This is a genomic window from Pedobacter sp. 05T44 (assembly GCF_056395985.1).
In genome coordinates, this window is the sequence record NZ_JBFTKO010000008.1 from 136829 (window position 1) to 155853 (window position 19025).

Annotated in this window: 15 protein-coding genes; 13 read left to right on the forward strand and 2 right to left on the reverse strand. The window is 37.9% G+C overall.

Annotated features, from left to right (window positions below; translation table 11 throughout):
* Positions 1-68: 68 nt before the first annotated feature.
* Together prfB and AC1DDK_RS14365 are read left to right on the forward strand one after the other, a co-directional pair.
* A protein-coding gene (gene prfB / locus AC1DDK_RS14360; protein ID WP_152542455.1) for a peptide chain release factor 2 occupies positions 69-1143 on the forward strand; the annotation gives its coding sequence in 2 pieces (ribosomal slippage) (positions 69-128 and positions 130-1143; 1074 coding nt in all).
* 2 nt (positions 1144-1145) lie between these two features.
* Positions 1146-2060, forward strand: coding sequence for an alpha/beta hydrolase (locus tag AC1DDK_RS14365; protein ID WP_288883634.1), 915 nt, complete (start codon positions 1146-1148; stop codon positions 2058-2060).
* Position 2061: 1 nt separating this feature from the next.
* Here AC1DDK_RS14365 and AC1DDK_RS14370 read toward each other — a convergent pair whose 3' ends face one another.
* Positions 2062-2931 (reverse strand): transglutaminase-like domain-containing protein, encoded by an 870-nt coding sequence (locus AC1DDK_RS14370; RefSeq protein WP_048907765.1) that lies wholly within the window; start codon positions 2929-2931, stop codon positions 2062-2064.
* Between the two features lie 17 nt (positions 2932-2948).
* On the opposite strand from AC1DDK_RS14370, the gene AC1DDK_RS14375 reads away from it, so the two are divergent.
* On the forward strand, positions 2949-3749 hold the full coding sequence (locus tag AC1DDK_RS14375) for an O-methyltransferase (RefSeq protein ID WP_477612047.1): 801 nt from the start codon (positions 2949-2951) through the stop codon (positions 3747-3749).
* Here the strand turns inward: AC1DDK_RS14375 and AC1DDK_RS14380 are convergent.
* The gene (locus AC1DDK_RS14380) at positions 3746-4876 is read right to left on the reverse strand and encodes a BamA/TamA family outer membrane protein (protein ID WP_288883630.1); all 1131 of its coding nucleotides are present in this window, start codon (positions 4874-4876) and stop codon (positions 3746-3748) included. The two genes, AC1DDK_RS14375 and AC1DDK_RS14380, sit on opposite strands and share 4 nt — an antisense overlap.
* Before the next feature lie 279 nt (positions 4877-5155).
* Here AC1DDK_RS14380 and AC1DDK_RS14385 point away from each other — a divergent pair, with 279 nt between their 5' ends.
* The 10 genes from AC1DDK_RS14385 to AC1DDK_RS14430 all read left to right on the forward strand — a co-directional run bounded on the left by AC1DDK_RS14385 (position 5156) and on the right by AC1DDK_RS14430 (position 19024).
* Positions 5156-6136 (forward strand): deoxyhypusine synthase family protein, encoded by a 981-nt coding sequence (locus AC1DDK_RS14385; protein WP_068887856.1) that lies wholly within the window; start codon positions 5156-5158, stop codon positions 6134-6136.
* A 253-nt stretch (positions 6137-6389) separates the two neighbouring features.
* Positions 6390-7682: a c-type cytochrome gene (locus AC1DDK_RS14390; RefSeq protein WP_246269619.1), complete on the forward strand. Its 1293-nt coding sequence runs from the start codon at positions 6390-6392 to the stop codon at positions 7680-7682.
* 47 nt (positions 7683-7729) lie between these two features.
* Entirely contained in the window at positions 7730-10807 is a 3078-nt protein-coding gene (locus tag AC1DDK_RS14395; protein ID WP_477633958.1) for a TAT-variant-translocated molybdopterin oxidoreductase, read from the forward strand.
* Positions 10808-10830: 23 nt separating this feature from the next.
* Positions 10831-12303 (forward strand): NrfD/PsrC family molybdoenzyme membrane anchor subunit, encoded by a 1473-nt coding sequence (gene nrfD, locus AC1DDK_RS14400; RefSeq protein ID WP_048907762.1) that lies wholly within the window; start codon positions 10831-10833, stop codon positions 12301-12303.
* A gap of 2 nt (positions 12304-12305) precedes the next feature.
* A complete protein-coding gene (locus AC1DDK_RS14405; RefSeq protein WP_048907761.1) occupies positions 12306-12842 on the forward strand; it encodes a DUF3341 domain-containing protein in 537 nt (178 codons plus the stop codon).
* Entirely contained in the window at positions 12835-13425 is a 591-nt protein-coding gene (locus tag AC1DDK_RS14410; protein ID WP_306413930.1) for a c-type cytochrome, read from the forward strand. The genes AC1DDK_RS14405 and AC1DDK_RS14410 overlap by 8 nt, the downstream gene beginning before the upstream one ends.
* 14 nt (positions 13426-13439) lie before the next feature.
* Positions 13440-14654 (forward strand): quinol:cytochrome C oxidoreductase, encoded by a 1215-nt coding sequence (locus AC1DDK_RS14415; protein WP_172661720.1) that lies wholly within the window; start codon positions 13440-13442, stop codon positions 14652-14654.
* A gap of 68 nt (positions 14655-14722) precedes the next feature.
* Positions 14723-15964, forward strand: coding sequence for a cytochrome c oxidase subunit II (locus AC1DDK_RS14420; RefSeq protein WP_172661719.1), 1242 nt, complete (start codon positions 14723-14725; stop codon positions 15962-15964).
* 20 nt (positions 15965-15984) lie between these two features.
* Entirely contained in the window at positions 15985-17874 is a 1890-nt protein-coding gene (locus AC1DDK_RS14425) for a cytochrome c oxidase subunit I (protein ID WP_172661718.1), read from the forward strand.
* Between the two features lie 85 nt (positions 17875-17959).
* Positions 17960-19024, forward strand: coding sequence for a COX15/CtaA family protein (locus tag AC1DDK_RS14430; RefSeq protein WP_477633959.1), 1065 nt, complete (start codon positions 17960-17962; stop codon positions 19022-19024).
* Position 19025 lies beyond the last annotated feature (1 nt).

Below are 19025 nucleotides of genomic sequence, written 5' to 3' on the forward strand. Positions count from 1 at the left end.
TTTTAACAAATGGCTATTTAAACATTGTTTAAGTAGCCATTTGTGTTTTATATTATATATTTGTGATTATGACTAAAGAACAAATTCAGGATTTAAGGGACAGAGTAGCGTCGCTGAGGAGGTACCTTTGACGTTGAAAACCGATTAGAAGATATTCGTATTGAGCAGGAGCTTACCCTGCAACCAAATTTTTGGGACGACCCAAAGAAAGCAGAAAAACATATTGCTGAAATCAATTCGAAAAAAGTGTGGACTGATGGCTGGCAGCACGCCAACAGCCTGATGGAAGATACCCAAGTGCTTTTCGACTTCTGGCAGAGCGGAGATGCCACTGAAGCAGAAATGCAGGAACAGTTTGATCTCTGTGTAAATGCCATAGAAGATCTGGAGCTGAAAAATATGCTCAAAACCAAAGAAGATCAGCTGAATGCAGTAATGCAGATTACCGCGGGTGCCGGAGGTACAGAAAGCTGCGATTGGGCTTATATGTTAATGCGTATGTACTTAATGTGGGCTGAGAAAAATGGATACAAGGTAAGTGAGCAGGATTACCAGGAAGGTGAGGTAGCGGGTGTTAAAACAGTTACAATTGAAATCTCGGGTGAATTCGCCTATGGGTATTTAAAGGGAGAAAATGGGGTACATCGCCTTGTCAGAATCTCTCCATTTGATTCCAATGCGAGAAGACATACTTCTTTTGCCTCGGTTTATGTATATCCACTGGTTGATGACACCATAGAAATTGAAGTAAAGGATTCGGAGATAGAGTTTGAAACGTTCCGGTCGGGTGGTGCCGGGGGCCAGAATGTAAACAAGGTAGAAACTGCAGTTCGTTTATATCATAAACCTTCGGGAATCATTATTAAGAATCAGGAGTCGCGTTCACAGCTTCAGAATAAAGAAAATGCTATTCGCTTATTGAAATCGCAGCTTTACGAGATCGAGATGCGCAAGCGTATGGAAGCTACAGCCTTGGTAGAAGGAAGTAAGAAAAAGATAGAGTGGGGCTCGCAGATCAGGAGTTATGTGCTGGATGACAGGAGGGTGAAGGATCATCGGACCAATTACCAAACCTCAAACCCGCAGGCTGTGCTGGATGGGGATATAAACAACTTTTTAAAAGCATACTTAATGGAATTTTAAAGATGAAATATTTTACCTCGTTATTAATGATACTGATGTGTACAGCTAATTTGAATGCTCAGGAAATAGTTAAATTATATCCCGGCGTAATACCGGGATCAAAACCAGCACCTGCAGATTTTAAAGAGACCGCTCCTGTTGGAGATGACGGAATTATACGGATCAGTAAAGTATCTGAACCAACGCTTACTGTATTTTTACCTTCAAAGGAAAAGGCTACTGGAGCAGCTGTTATCATTTGCCCGGGCGGGGGCTATGGTATTTTGGCTATTAATCATGAGGGGTATAATGTTGCAAAGCGATTTAATGATATAGGTGTAGCTGCATTTGTGCTGAAGTATCGCTTACCTAATGATGCAATAATGGTTGATAAATCATTTGGGCCATTGCTGGATGCAGAACAGGCTATCTATCTGGTAAGGGGGCAAGCTAATAAATGGAACGTTGATCCAGCAAAAATTGGTATTATGGGCTTTTCTGCAGGTGGCCACCTTGCTTCGACATTAACGGTTCACTACAATGATGTGAAAATTGAGAATAAAGAGAAGCTTAGCCTGAGACCAGATTTTTCTATCTTAATTTATCCGGTTATTTCATTTATTGAATCACCACATACAGGTTCTGCAAATAATCTGGCAGGTGCTAATGCAACGCAGGCACAAAAAGAATATTTTTCCAATGAGAAACATGTAACGCCACAAACACCACCAACATTTTTAGTTCATGCTAATGATGATAACGGTGTGCCGGTACAAAATAGTATTATTTTTAATCAGGCATTGGTGGCTAACAAGGTTAAGGCAGAGATGCATTTATATCAAGGTGGCGGACATGGTTTTGGTTTGAATAACAAAACCACATCAGACGACTGGTTTGAGCGGCTGACGAATTGGATGAAAAGTAATAAGTTTCTATAATTTAAAGCTCAGTATTTGCCAGAATATCCTGTAATTCCTTAAGCTCTTCAACCTTTTCTTTTGAACCCAGATTCTCATAAGCAGATATCAGGTTGCGGATAACACGCCTGATGATCTCTACGTTGCTGCAGGGTGCGTAAAATCCTGGAAGAGGGTCGAGGTTTAGCTGTCGGAGAAACTGATCAACGTCGTGTTTACCAAATATGGCCCCCTTGTTAAATGCGTTAATGTAAAAAAGAACTCCAAATTCCTGTTCTTCGCGCTTACTTTCGTCTATATATCCTAAAATAAAATGCTGAGGCAGGTTTACGCCATATACAGGGATATCCAGTTTTTGCGCAAGTGTAGAATAGATGATGGCAAGCGAAATCTGATTGCCTTTTTTACTTTCCAGTACTTGGTTTATATATGAATTCTGTGGGTCGTGGTGGTTTTTTGTATTTCCACTAAAGCCGTAAATGTTATAAAAGATATGGTTGATGAGTTTTATCTTTTCAATAGAACTCATTTCGTATTGCAATCCTAACCAGATTTCTCTTTTGATTTCTTCAATCTGAAGAATCACCTTATCCTCATCAAGATCAGGATATTGATAGCGGTTAATGACTAAGGCCCCTTGTAACAGATCAAATGCTCCGCTTTGATACCATAAATTAAGATCTTCCTTGACATTTGAAAACTGTATCTTATGTACAATATTTTCTATCCTTTGTTGAAGCAAAGAATCTAATGAATGTTCCCAGGCATTTTCAAGGTAGTCAATGACTTCATTGCCATATTCAAGCAGTCGTCCCTCAACGTGTTGATAGATTTCCTGATCGGGATCATCAAGAAGTTTTACTAAAGCAGTTATTTCTTTAATGTTTTCCATTAAACATACAAATTTGAATGCCTATTTTTGCGGCTATGGTTTTTAACTTTATCAGTGATTATCTGAAGCATCGCTTTACCTCTAAAAGCAGGCATGGTACCCATTCCCCATTTGTTTATAAACTTACGGATGAGGTAATTTACGATTTTAAGTCTAAAAGTGAATATAAAAGCATTGAAGCGCAGAGAAAAAAACTTTTCAATGACGATTCATTAGTAACTGTGACCGATCTGGGTGCAGGTTCTCATTTAAATAAGAACCGAACAAAGAAGGTAAGTCAGATTGCGAAGAACGCATTGAAGAATCCTGCTTTGGCTCAATTGATTTATCGTTTAGCAAAAGACAATAATCCTAAAGCTATTATTGAACTAGGTACTTGTTTAGGCATAACTACGGCTTATTTATCGAAAGCTTGTCCTGAAGCAGATGTTATTACAATTGAGGGTTGTCCGGAAACTGCGAAAGTTGCGCATAATAATTTTAAAGAACTGGATCTTGAAAATGTTGAATTGCAGGTTGGAAATTTTGATGTATTACTTCCTGACGTTATAACTAAAGCAGAAAAGCTTGATTTTGTTTACATTGATGGTAATCATAGAAAAGAGGCTACATTAAATTATTTCAATTGGTGCTTACCTAAGATTCATGAAAACTCCCTGCTCATATTTGATGATATATATTGGAGTAAAGGAATGAAGGAAGCCTGGCAAGAAATTAAGAATCACCCGGAGGTTGTTGTTACAATTGATTTGTTTTGGATAGGGTTGGTTTATTTTAGAAAAGGACAGGCTAAGGAGCACTTTAAGATAAAGTTTTAAAATGCTTCAGCTAAACTGATGTAAAAACCGGTTTGGCGTTTTTCATTTGCGCGTTTTTCGCCAATACCATAATCAACGCGTACACTTAATCCTTTTTCAGGATCAAAGAAGTAACGCCCACCAGCTCCATATGAAGGTTTAAAACTTTTGATGGATAGGTCGCCATTATCAAATACTTGTCCTGCGCCACCAAATATGACAGCGCCAAACCTGTTGTTGTAACGATAGCGTAACTCTGCCTGGGCGGCAAGTAAATTCCTTTCTCTGTATCGCCCGGTATAGTAGCCCCTCATTATTTCGTCGTTACCCATTTGTTGTAATAAGTAGAAGGGTATGTTCTTGCCTTGCACAGAGTGGAATAATCCATTTACCCCGATGACAAATTTGGGCGATAAGGACCAAAAATTGCGAACATTGGCTTTTATTAAACTTCCTGTGAAATTCTCTCCTCCCCAAAAGTCTGGTGCATATTGATAGGTTACCTTTCCGTAAAAGCCTTTGGTTGTATAGTTGTTAGAATTTCTGGTGTCATATGTCTGGGAAATTCCTGCATAGAATACAGAACCTCCTATTTTGTGGATTAGTGTTTGGTCGGTGGTAAAAATGCCTCCCACTTCTTTATCGGTAAAATGATAGTTTTCAAAGCCAAGAGATAAACCACTGTACATATGAGGTAGGAGTAATTTTTCGGCTTCTAGGCCAACTTTAACATAGCCTTGAATGAGTCTGTCTTCGTTTGCCTCAAGAGTTTCATTGCCTACACCATAAAAATCGAAGGGCATTCTTTTAAAGCGCACTTCAGCAATGTAGTGATGCGTGTTTTGTTTTGTCCAAACATCTCCTTTCAAGGAGATGTTATATTGGCCCTTAGTAGATGCAGAAAGCACAGTTGAAAAATTTGAACTGCGATTTGTAAGGTCTTTCCTGTCTAGATAAGTAGAATAGAGTGCACCAATGCCAAATTCAAGGCCTATTTCTTGTGTATATCTAAAAACCGGAACGGGCATAAAACTAGGCCTGCGTGAGGAATCTGTTTTATTAGATAGATAGCGCTCTATTAGTTTCTTTTGCGCCATTGAACTTAGGGCTATTAAAACAAATACGGTGCACAGGGAAATTCTCTTCATTGGCCTAAAATAGTAGAAAAATTTAATTATCAGTTCTGCCTAGCAACTTTAAGGCCAGTGTTTGAAATTGAATCCTAAAGTTTGGAACTTATCCTAACTAGATTTTTACATGATGAGAAAAGGTCGTTATAAGAAGAAAAACAGTGTTGTTTGTATTGTTAAGATAGAATCTTGCTTTAGATAAGACAGGTAGTCGTACCGGTTTTTAAGGAGAGGTGAAGTACAATTAGGGCATTAAGATTATTTGCCTATTTTTGCGGCAACAAAATTAAGATCAAAATGAGTACAACAAGAGGACCTATATCTCAATTCATGGAGCGCAATTATCTCCATTTTAATGCAGCCGCAATGATGGATGCAGCTAAGGGATATGAAACGCACTTAGATGAAGGTGGTAAAATGATGATCACGCTAGCTGGCGCGATGAGTACCGCAGAATTGGGAATTTCACTGGCTGAGATGATTCGTCAGGACAAAGTATCAATTATTTCATGTACAGGCGCGAATCTGGAAGAAGATATTATGAACCTTGTTGCGCACTCACATTATAAACGAGTTCCTAACTATCGCGACTTGAGCCCTCAGGATGAATGGGATTTATTAGAGAACCATTACAATCGTGTTACCGACACTTGTATTCCTGAAGAAGAAGCATTTCGCAGATTGCAAAAACATATTTATAAAATCTGGAAAGATGCAGACAATGCAGGAGAACGTTATTTCCCGCATGAGTTTATGTATAAAATGTTGTTAAGCGGAGATTTGGAACAATATTATGAAATTGATCCTAAGAATTCATGGATGCTGGCAGCGGCAGAAAAGAATTTGCCAATTGTTGTTCCGGGATGGGAAGATTCTACAATGGGTAACATCTTTGCCTCATATGTGATGAAATCAGAAGTTAAAGCAACTACCATGAAAAGTGGTATTGAGTACATGGGCTGGTTAGCAGATTGGTATATCAAAAACAGCGATGGTAAAGGAATTGGATTCTTTCAGATAGGCGGTGGTATAGCTGGAGATTTTCCTATATGTGTGGTTCCAATGTTGTATCAGGACATGGAAATGGAGAATATTCCATTTTGGAGTTACTTCTGTCAGATCTCTGATTCGACAACTTCATACGGCTCATATTCAGGGGCAGTTCCTAATGAAAAAATTACCTGGGGTAAGTTGGATATAAATACACCGAAATTCATTGTAGAATCGGATGCGACTATAGTGGCGCCACTGATCTTTGCGTGGATATTAAAAATGTAATTTAAATTAACAAGTCCTGCTTTGAAAGTAGGACTTAAAATGGAATCAGTGATTTTTAAAAAAATGCTGATTTTCGTCGTTTAAAGCATAAAAAACGAACTATTTAGATTGATTATAAATTGTATTTACTGTCATTTATTTGTCATTGGTAAGTTAATAAATTTTACTTTTGTGGACGTTTTGGTGAAGGACCTAAGTTTAAAAGCCAATTGCGTTTATAAAGTTTTTTAAAAAATAGCATAAAATACTCATTATGAGGGATATCTCATTGATCGTTAGAAGAGTTTGGAAGTCGGCATTCATGTTTACGGCTCTATCTGTTTTAATCGTTTCTGCAACACAGGCACAAGATGTAGTAGAGGGCCGCAAACTATTTAAGGATAATTGTAATTCTTGTCACCAGTTAGATCGTAACAGTACTGGTCCGGCATTAACAGCAAAACTTAATGAGCTTGATGAAGCTTTTGCAATCAAGTGGATCAGAAACTGGAAAGCGTTAGTTGATGCAGGAGACAAGCAAGCCATAGAGGCTTCTAAGTTCTCAGCTGCGGAGATGACAACATTTCCACGTTTGACTGATGATCAAATTAAAAACATTATAGCTTACGCTAAGGCAGGTGAGCCTAAGAAAGAAGGAGATAAAGCAGCAACAGAAAGTGCTTCTGAAGGTGTTTCCAGTTTTTCAATCGCAGGGGTTGCCGCAATTATCCTGATATCTATTATTGTATTGATCGTTTTAGGTCGTGCGATAAAAATGTTAGAGCGTTTGATACTTCAAAAACAAGGAGTTGTTCTTGCGGAAGAAGATAGCGTTTCTTTAGGTACAGGTGTTAAAAGATTATTTAAGAATAAGAAATTTGTATTTTTCTTCATCCTGGGCTTAATTATAACCTTAGGTTCATTTGGCTGGATGGGTATGTGGGATACAGGTGTTCATACTGGTTACCAACCGGTACAACCGATCAAGTTCTCGCATGAGCTGCACGCAGGTACCAATCAAATTGATTGTCAGTATTGCCATGCTGGTGCATTTAAATCGAAAAACTCAACCATTCCATCTTTGAATGTTTGTATGAACTGTCACAAATCAGTGCAGGCAACAGAGAAATATGATGGCGAGATTTCACCAGAGATTCAAAAGATCTATACTGCCCTTGGATATGATCCGGCAACTATGACTTATGATCACTCAAAAGAAAAACCAGTTGAATGGGTTCGTGTTCACAACCTTCCTGACTTCGCTTACTTTAATCACTCTCAACACGTAGTTGTAGGTGAAGAAGCTATCAGAAAAGAGAAAGGTTTGAAACCTAATGAGCCTGTTTGCTTTGCATGTCATGGTCCGGTTGATACAATGGAAGAGATATATCAATACTCTCCACTTACCATGAAATGGTGTGTTAACTGTCATAAAGACACCAAACTTGAAGTTAAAGGAAATGCATTCTATGATAAGATTATTGAAGCGCATGAGAAAATCAAGAAAGGTGAGAAAATCACTCCTGCAGCTTTGGGTGGTTTAGAATGTGGTAAGTGCCACTATTAATTAGAGTTTAATAAAAAGAACGTTCGATAAACAGTAATATAGCTTAAATGGAAAGCAATAAAAAATACTGGAAAGGCTTAGAAGAGTATAAAAACACTCCGGATTTTGTTGAAAATAACAAAAACGAATTTGCTGAGCCACTTCCAATAGAAGATGTTTTAAATGAAGCAGGGTTAAGTACAGTAACTCCACGCCGTGACTTTTTAAAGGCTTTAGGCTTTGGGTTAGGTGCGGTAACGCTGGCAGCTTGTCAAACTGCTCCTGTTCACAAATCAATTCCTTACCTGGTTAAACCTGAAGAGGTAGTTCCGGGTATACCGAACTATTATGTTTCAAGTTTTAACGGACAAAGTGTTTTAGTTAAAACAAGAGAGGGAAGACCAATTAAAATTGAACCAAATCCTAATGCAGGAACGTTTAATTGTGGTACTGATGCTCAGGCTCAGGCTTCTGTATTGGATCTTTATGATGTTTCAAAACTTAAAGCTCCTGTATTAAAAGATGCAGAGAGTAACTGGGCTGAGATAGATAAGTTTGTACAGGCAGAGTTAAATAAGGCTCAGGCTTCAGGAAAGAAAATTCGTATTGTTTCATCTTCAGTAAGCAGCCCCTCTACTAAAGCGGTTGTTGCTGATTTTACAACTGCTTATCCAACTACTAAGCATGTTCAGTATGATGCTGTTTCTTATACAGGTATTATTAAAGCAAATGAAAATAGCTTTGGTAAAGCTGTTATTCCTAAATATAACTTTGATAAGGCTGATCTGATTGTAAGTTTCGGAGCAGACTTTTTAGGTACCTGGATTAGCGGAGAAGAATTTACTTCACAGTACGTTTCGAACAGAGATCACAAATCTTTGAAAGCTGGTAAGATGTCTCGCCACTTCCAATTCGAAGCTGGTATGAGCTTAACAGGAACAAACGCAGATACCCGTGTACCGGTTAAATTATCAGAAGAAGGACCTGCTTTAATTGCCTTATATAATGCAATTACCGGAAACGCTTTAGCTGGTGCTGCTTTACCTAATAATGTTACTGCTGATAAAGCACTTAAATTAATAGCTAAAGAATTATTACAAAATAAAGGAAAGTCACTTGTAGTTTCAGGTTCGAATGATGTATCTACCCAAATATTGGTAAATGCAATTAACTCGGCAATTGGTAGCTACGGTACTACTATAGATCTTGATAACCCTTGTAAACGTTACGCTGGTAATGACGCAGAATTTGCTGAGTTTATCAACGAAATGAACAGAGGTGAGGTTGCTGCAGTATTTTTCTTAGATAGCAACCCTGCTTATGACGTTGCAAATGCTAAAGGATTTACTGATGGATTAGCTAAAKTTGGTTTAAAAGTTTCTTTCTCTGACAGAAAAGATGAGACTTCAACATTGTGTAATGTAATTGCCATTAACCATAACTATTTAGAGTCGTGGGGTGATGCTAACGCATATGAAGGATATTATTCAATTGTACAGCCAACCATTAACCCTGTGTTTAACTCACGTCAGGCTGAGGAAAGTCTTTTAATCTGGTCTAACGGTCCGGTTAAAGAATATTATCAGTATGTACGTAATAACTGGGAAAAAAGCATTTTACCTGCTTTAGGTAAAACATGGCAAGATGTATTGCAAACAGGGGTTTTTGCTTCGGCATTGAAACCTGCCGGCACATATACATTTAGCTTATCGCTTGCAGCTGTAATACCTTCGATTGTAAATAACAGTAAGGCTTTAGCTAAAGATATCGAGTTACAGGTTTACGAAAGTATTCCGATGAGAGACGGTAAACATGCAAACAATGCATTCTTACAAGAATTACCTGATCCTGTTTCTAAAGTAACCTGGGATAACTACATTGCCTTAGCACCTAAATTTGCTAAAGAATTAGGCTTTAAAGAGTTTGATATTGTTTCGATAAAAGACGATAAAGGTTATGAAATTGAGTTACCTGTGCTTATTCAGCCAGGACAAGCTCAGGGAACAGCTTCTGTTGCTTTAGGTTACGGACGTACAAAGGTTGGTAAAGCTGGAGATAACGTTGGAAAAAATGCTTATCCATTTGTAAGCTTTACTAATGGTACTTCTAAGTATGCAACTACCGTTAAGCTTTCTGGAACAGGAAAAACTGAAGAGCTGGCTCAAACGCAAACTCACCACTCTTTTGAGGGTAGAAATATTATTCGCGAAGCTACTTTTACAGAATATAAAAAGAATCCCGCTGCTGGTTCAGGTAATGACCACGCAAAGCATAAAACTTACGATCTGTGGGATAAATATGAGAAGCCAGGTAACAACTGGGTTATGGCAATCGATTTGAATGCTTGTACTGGTTGTGGTTCTTGTATTGTTGCTTGTAACGTGGAAAATAACATTCCGGTTGTAGGTAAAACAGAGGTACGCAGACGTAGAGAGATGCACTGGATTCGTATTGACCGTTATTACAGCTTTAATGTTGAAGGTGAAGGTCATGCAGAAGAGGCACATGCTCATGGCGAACATGGAAATGGCATCAATTCAGTAACTAAAGAGAAAGAAATTGCTCATTTAGATAACCTTGATAACGTTTCTGTAGTTCATCAGCCAATGCTTTGTCAGCATTGTGATCATGCTCCTTGTGAGACTGTTTGTCCGGTATTGGCAACAGTACACTCATCAGATGGCTTGAACCACATGGCTTATAACCGTTGTGTGGGTACACGTTATTGTGCAAACAACTGTCCATATAAAGTGCGTCGTTTCAACTGGTTTAACTACTGGAATGATTCACGCTTCGATAACTACTTGAATAATGAATTTACTCAGTTGGTTCTTAACCCTGATGTAACTACGCGTTCAAGAGGTGTTATGGAGAAATGCTCTATGTGTATTCAGCGTATTCAAGCAGGTAAATTACAAGCTAAAATTGAAAAACGCCCGTTAAAAGATGGCGATATCAAAATGGCTTGTCAGCAAGCTTGTTCTGCCAATGCAATCATCTTTGGAGATGGCAACGATCCTAACTCGGAAGTATCTAAAGCATTACGTAGTGAACGTATTTACTATGTTTTAGAAGAGATAAACGTACAACCGGGTATAGGTTATATGACAAAAATTAGAAATACAGATACAACAGTACAAGCGTAAGCTGATATTAAAGAAAATAAATTATGTCAGGACATAACGAATCAATATTAAGAGAACCATTAATCACCGGCAAGAATATCACGTATGCAAAAATTACGGACGATATTTTAATGCCAGTTGAGAATAAGCCTAACAGGGCATGGTGGATTGGATTTATAATTGCACTTTGCGGTGCTACCCTTTGGGTAGTAGCTGTGGGGTATACCTTTTGGTTCGGTATCGGAGCATGGGGTTTAAATAAAACAGTAGGATGGGCCTGGGATATTACCGGTTTCGTATGGTGGGTAGGTATTGGTCACGCAGGAACGTTGATTTCGGCGGTATTATTACTTTTCCGTCAGAACTGGCGTAACTCTATTAACCGCTCTGCTGAGGCGATGACCATATTTGCCGTTATTTGTGCGGCTACATATGTTGTATCTCACATGGGTAGACCATGGTTAGCATATTGGGTACTTCCTTTACCAAATCAGTTCGGATCACTTTGGGTTAACTTTAACTCTCCACTAGTTTGGGATATGTTTGCGATCTCTACTTATTTCTCGGTATCGCTTTTATTCTGGTATACAGGTCTTTTACCTGATATCGCGACTATTCGTGACCGTGCAACCGGATTAAGACGTAAAGTTTATTCAATCATGTCATTCGGATGGGCTGGAAACGTTAAGACATGGCAACGATTTGAGGCTGTATCTATCATCTTAGCTGGTATCTCTACACCTCTGGTACTTTCGGTACACACGATTGTATCTATGGACTTTGCAACTTCGGTAATTCCAGGATGGCACACTACAATCTTCCCTCCTTATTTCGTGGCAGGGGCGATCTTCTCAGGATTTGCAATGGTGTTAACCTTATTATTGGTTGCACGTAAAGTATTAGGTCTTGAGAACTACATCACCATGTTCCACATTGAGTCGATGAATAAAATCATTATCTTAACCGGATCTATCGTAGGTGTTGCTTACTTAACAGAATTCTTCATTGCCTGGTATTCAGGTTCTGAATATGAGCAATATGCTTTCATCAACCGTTCAACAGGACCTTACTGGTGGGCATACTGGATGATGATGACATGTAACGTGATTTCTCCGCAGTTGTTATGGTTCAAAAAGATCCGTACCAGTATTGCAGCTACCTGGATCTTATCTATTGTAGTAAATATAGGTATGTGGTTTGAGCGTTTCGTAATCATTGTAACTTCATTACACCGTGATTACCTACCATCGAGCTGGGCTATGTTCTATCCATCTTGGGTTGACGTAAGTGTGTTCGTAGGATCAATAGGTGTGTTCTTTACGTTGTTCTTATTGTTCTTAAGAGTATTGCCTTCTATTGCTATAGCAGAGGTAAAACTATTACTTAAGAGTGCAAGTGAGCAAGCTAAACTGGAGCAGATTAAAGAAGGACATCTTGAAAAAGAACATGTAGCAGAATACATTGAGTCTTTAGAGAAATTTGATAGTGTTAAACAAGAAGATTACGCAAAAATATAACAATGAATAATATCAAATATATTTTAGGCAGTTTTGGTGATCCTGATGAAATGATGCATGGAATTCAAAAATTGCAGGATAATAACATTAAGATACATGATGTTTATACACCTATGCCAATCCACGGTATTGAGGCAAAGCTTGGTGTTAAACGTTCAAGGTTGGATATAGCAGCTTTCTTTTTTGGAATTACTGGTACAATGACCATGTTGTCATTTGTGTACTTTGCTGCAGCGTATGATTGGCCAATTAACATTGGTGGTAAACCGCATTTCGCATTACCGGATTTTATTCCAATTACGTTTGAGCTTACCATCTTATTTTGTGCTTTTGGTCTGGTTGGTTCTTACTATGCTTCAACCCATTTGTTTCCGGGAAGAGCTCCAAGAGTAATGGATTTAAGAGCAACAAATGACAGGTTTATTATTGCTATTGATGCAAAAGAAAATGCTGAGCACAGTAAGATAGATGATTTATTAAAAGAAGCTGGTGCTTTAGAAGTAAAGTATAATGAAAGGAAGTATGTTAGCTATGAATAGGAATAAAGTAGTTTTAACCTCGTTTTGTATTCTTGCCACTGCTGTTATTTTTTCAGCATGCAGAGATAAACGTAGTACGGGTTTAGAATACGCAAGGAATATGTATGATCCGATTGCTTATAACCCGGATCAGGCAAATAAGAACTTTGCAAATGGACAAACCGCACAAACTCCACCGAAACATACCGCTCCGGTTGGATTTGTTGAGGAAGATGTTTATCCAAATACAAAAGAAGGTTATGAAGAAGCTGGTGTTAAATTGATAAACAGTTTACCATTAACCGAACAGAATCTTTTACAAGGTCAGCATTTATTTAATGCATTTTGCTCACCTTGCCATGGTAAAGAAGGTGATGGACAAGGTCACCTTGTTAAATTGGAAAAAATTAATGGTGTTCCATCATTTCATGATCCTGAGAAAACCTCTTCAAGGGGCGGTTTAATGAAAGATCTATCCGCAGGTAAGATTTATCATACAATTAAATATGGTGTTAACATGATGGGTTCATACGCATCTCAATTATCACCAGAAGAGAGATGGAAAGTAGTACTTTATGTACAACAATTACAAAAAGCAAAATAGAAAAGAAGAAATAAATGGGAACTCATAATTATAATTTAACTGAGCAGTTTGAGTTTACAGGTAAAGCAAAAAACCTAAGCATAATCGCTATAGTAATAGGATTATTGGCTATAGGCTATGGCTTTTCGGCTGAGGCGCTTCACGAGCGTACTTTTGCTAACCTGTTATTAATGGCTTATTACTTCGCTTGTGTCTGCATGTCGGGCGCATTCTTTTTAGCTGTTCAATTTGTAGCACAAGCAGGTTGGTCTGCTTCTATACTACGTGTACCTGAGGCAATGGCTAAAGCACTACCAATTGCGGTAGTTATTTTAATTGCTGTTATGGCTGCAGGTTTATATACTCACAATTTATATCATCACTGGAACGCTCCGGGGTTAACAGATCCTAACAGCGAAAACTTTGATAAATTAATACAAGGTAAATCAGCATTTTTAAATGTGCCTTTCTTTATGGCTCGTCAGGTAATCTTCCTGGGAGTATATAGTTTTTTTGCATTATTACTTGCCAGATTATCTAATAATGAAGATTTAGAAGGGGGCTTAAATTCTTACAGAAAGAGCTTTAAGTATTCTTGTGTATTTCTTGTAATCTATGGATTTACTACCCCAATATTTGCTTTTGATACTGTAATGTCACTTGAGGCACACTGGTTCTCTACTATGTTTGGCTGGTATAACTTCGCAGCAATGTGGGTTAGCAGTTTAGCTACTATTGCCATTATCCTTATCTTGTTAAGGAAATCAGGTTACATGGCTTGGGTAAACAACAGTCATTTACACAACTTAGGTCAGTTTATCTTTGGTTTCTCTATCTTCTGGACTTACGTATGGTTCGCTCAGTTTTTGCTTATCTACTATGCAAACATGCCTGAGGAGACTGTATATTTTTACAAAAGATTTGATAACTATGAGTTTTGGTTCTACCTGAATTTAATTTTAAACTTCCTTGCGCCATTATTGCTGTTGATGGACAGAGATAATAAAAGACAAGAAAATATTTTACTTACAGTGTCGATCATTGTATTATGTGGTCACTGGGTTGATTATTACCAAATGATCATGCCTGGAACTGTAGAAGAGCACCATGGTTTTGGTATCATTGAAATTGGTACAGCGATAGGTTTTGTAGGTTTGTTTACCTTTACCGTTTTAAATGGATTAAGTAAAAAACCTTTGATCGCAAAGAACCATCCATTTTTACAAGAAAGTTTAAATCACCATTTATAATAGGTGATCTGGATAGGATATAATAAATAATAGTATAATAGAAGTACAGTGTTACTACTTTTAAGAAAATGAGTCTAAGAAAATTAATAAGTAATAAAACAATAGCGGCACTAGCAGTGATTGTAACTGCATTTGCAAATACAAGCGCGTTTGCGCAGGCTGCCGCTGCAACAGCAGAGAAACCTGTTGATATGGGGCCGGTTTATAAAACCGCGACGTTCTATGTTCTTGCATTTTTACTGGTTTGCTTATTTGTAGCAATAGTTGGTAAGGCATTAAAGGTTTATGAATTGACCCGTGAGGCACAGGATAAACCAAAAGGAATTAACTGGGATGCAATAAACGGAGGTTTATTCGCCTTATTCCTTATAGTAGGTTTATATGGTGTATATTGGGAATATACGGTTCATGGTAACATGATCTTACCTGAGGCTGCTTCTGAGCATGGTAAAAAGATAGATCAGATGTTTAATATTACATTGATTCTTACCACCATCGTTTTCATTGTTACACACATACTTCTATTTGCTTTTGCTTATTTCTACAAACACAGCGGAAAAAGAAAAGCTTATTACTATCCTCATAACAATACCATTGAGCGTATCTGGACAATCATTCCGGCGTTAGTTCTAACAGTTCTTGTACTTATGGGATTCCTTACCTGGAGATCTATATTCTATAAAGTTGAAGATCCTAATAACAAGCCTATCAGTATTGAGATAACTTCATCTCAGTTTGCCTGGGCAATTCGTTACGCAGGTGCCGACGGTGTGGTAGGACTTAAAAACTATAAATTAATTACTTCAGACAACGCTTTGGGTATTGATTTTAAAGATAAAAAGACATTGGATGATCAACTTGCAGAAGTAATGGTTATTCCAGTTAATAAGCCGGTTCGTTTGATTCTTACCAGTAAAGATGTGATCCACAGTTTTTATATGCCACATTTTAGAGTTCAGTTGAATACTGTACCAGGTATGACGTCATATTTTGAATTCACTCCTACAATTACTACTGAGGAGATGAAAGCTAAAACAAATGATCCTAAGTTTAAATATTTGTTCTTATGTAATAAGATTTGTGGTGATGGTCACTACAAAATGCAGAGAGAGGTTAAAGTTGTTTCACAAGCCGAGTATGACGCATGGGTTGCTGAATTGCCAACATACCTAACTGATGATTTAAGGAAGCAATTTAATTTGCCTGTAGCTTCGGCTCCTGCAAGTGAACCAGCTGCTGCAGCTCCTGCTGATACAGCTGCAAAAGATACTTCTGCAGTTAAAACGAATCAAATAGCTTTAAAAAAATAACAATACTGGAATAGCACATTATGTCAACTATATCATTACACGATACACATAACCACGATAGCCATGATGATCATGGTCATCACAAAGAGACTTTTTTAACGAAGTACGTCTTTAGTCAGGATCACAAGATGATCGCTAAACAGTTTTTGATAACTGGTATTATCATGGCTGTTATAGCAATGGGCTTATCTATATTGTTCCGTATACAATTAGCATGGCCAGATAAAAGTTTTCCTCTTTTAGAGACATTTTTAGGTAAATGGGCTGAAGGTGGGAGGATAAAACCCGACTTTTATCTTGCATTAGTTACCATACATGGTACCATCATGGTATTCTTTGTATTAACAGCTGGTTTGAGCGGTACTTTTAGTAACTTATTGATCCCTCTTCAAATTGGGGCAAGGGATATGGCATCGCCATTCCTTAACATGCTTTCATACTGGTTCTTCTTTACTGCGTGTGTGATCATGATGAGTTCATTCTTTATACAAACAGGACCGGCAAGTGCGGGATGGACGGTTTATCCGCCACTATCTGCATTACCAACTGCAATTAGTGGTTCTGGTTTAGGCATGACTTTATGGTTGATCAGTATGGTACTTTTCGTTGCATCATCTTTAATGGGTGGTATCAACTATGTAAGTACTATCTTAAACATGCGTACTAAGGGAATGGATTTGTGGAAAATGCCATTAACAATCTGGGCATTTTTCTTAACAGCTGTTTTAGGTATCTTATCTTTCCCTGTATTAGTTGCAGGTGTTGTATTGTTAGTGTTTGACCGTAGCTTTGGAACAAGTTTCTATCTTTCTGATATTGTTATGGGTACTCAAGTATTGCCAAACGAAGGTGGATCACCAATCTTATGGCAACACTTATTCTGGTTCCTGGGTCACCCTGAGGTATATATTGTAATCATGCCTGCAATGGGATTGTCTTCAGAGATTATGTCTGTGAATTCAAGAAAGCCAATTTTCGGTTACCATGCAATGATTTATTCACTAATCGGTATTACCATCTTATCATTCATCGTTTGGGGTCACCACATGTTTGTAACGGGTATGAACCCATTATTGGGTGGTGTGTTTATGATCACTACTTTGATTATTGCTGTTCCTTCGGCAGTTAAAACATTCAACTGGTTAGCTACACTATGGAGAGGTAATATCAGATTTACTCCAGCTATGCTGTTTGCTATTGGTATGGTATCATTCTTTATCTCAGGTGGTTTAACTGGTATATTCTTAGGTAATGCATCTTTAGATATTAACTTGCATGATACTTACTTCGTTATTGCTCACTTCCACCTTGTAATGGGGTCTGCTGCAATATTTGGTATGCTTGCAGGTGTTTATCATTACTTCCCTAAAATGTTCGGAAGATTAATGAGCAGTAAACTTGGTTATTTACACTTCTGGATCACATTTATTTGTGCTTATTTAGTGTTCTTCCCACTACACTTCTTAGGTCTTGATGGGGTTCCTCGTCGTTACTATGCATTTACTGAGTTTGAGTTTATGCAGAAATGGGTTACTGTAAACATTTTGGTTACATGGTCTGCAATTATTGCTGCAATGGCTCAAGTTGCATTCTTATTTAACTTCTTCTATTCTATTTTCAAAGGCAAAGTATCATCTCAAAACCCTTGGGGTGCGAATACATTAGAGTGGACTACTCCTGTAGAACGTTTACATGGTAACTGGCCAGGTGAGATTCCAACTGTTTACCGTTGGCCATATGACTATAGCAAGCCAGGTGCCGAGGAAGACTTTATTCCTCAAACTGTGCCTTTCTCTCAAACTATGAGCTCTAATATGCCACATGATTTTGAAGGAAACGCTGAAGCTGAGCGTATACAGAGAGAGTGGGAAGAGAAAGAAGAAGCTGCAGGCAGAACAAAATTAGACTAGCATATAGTTTATAATATGATGGGGTATCTGCAGTAGGTAAATACTTACAACAGATACCTCATTTTTTTTAAATCTAATACACACCATGGTTCCTAAATCTGAGAAGAGATTTATCAGGCTAAACCTTATAACGATAGTTGTAACCTTATTGCTAATCTTGGCAGGGGGGATAGTACGTAGTACAGGTTCTGGTATGGGATGTCCGGATTGGCCAAAGTGTTTTGATCAATATGTTCCTCCAACCTCGGCTTCGCAACTACCTGCAGACTACAAAGAAAAGTATGTAGCTGAACGTGTTGTAAAGAATGAACGTTTTGCTAAAACACTTGATAAGTTAGGTAAAGGACATCTTGCAGATAGCATAAGACATGATGAATCTATCTTACAACCAGAGACTTTTAATGTAGCAAAAACCTGGACGGAATATTTAAATCGTTTGATGGGGGCTGCAACCGGGTTTTTATTAGTTGGATTAGTTATCTATTCTTTTACCTATCGTAAAACAGCCAAACGTATAGTAGTTTTAAKCTGGGTGAATCTGGTAGTGGTCGCCTTTCAGGCATGGTTAGGTTCAATTGTTGTGTCAACCAATCTGGTTCCATGGATTGTTACGGTACACATGTTATTGGCTTTAGTAATTCTGGCCATATTGGTTTATACCTATAACTACGCACAGCAGATGCATAAGGCAGTAACCATAGTTATGGCTAAGGTAGTATGGTTAAAGGTTTTAATCTTTTTAGCTATAGTGGTAAGTGTGCTGCAAATTGTTTTAGGAACCGAAGTAAGAGAGGCTGTTGATGCTGTTTCAAAAGCTTTAATGTATAATGACCGCGAAAGCTGGTTAACCAGAGTAGGCAAGATTTTTTCTTATCATAGAGACTCAGCTATGGTTGTGCTTATATTGAACATCATTATATACAAGCTTGTTAAAGATAGGTTTAATGGTAAAGCTACCGCTTTAATGGTAGCCAATTCCATAGCAGTAGTTTTGATTATTCAGATAGTAACTGGATTAATATTGTCGAACTTTGCATTGCCTCCTTACGCTCAGGCATTACACATTTTATTTTCAACCTTACTATTTAGTCTGCAATACTATCTGTTCTTGTTAGTTTACAAAACAGATACTTACAATCAAGAGCATTAAT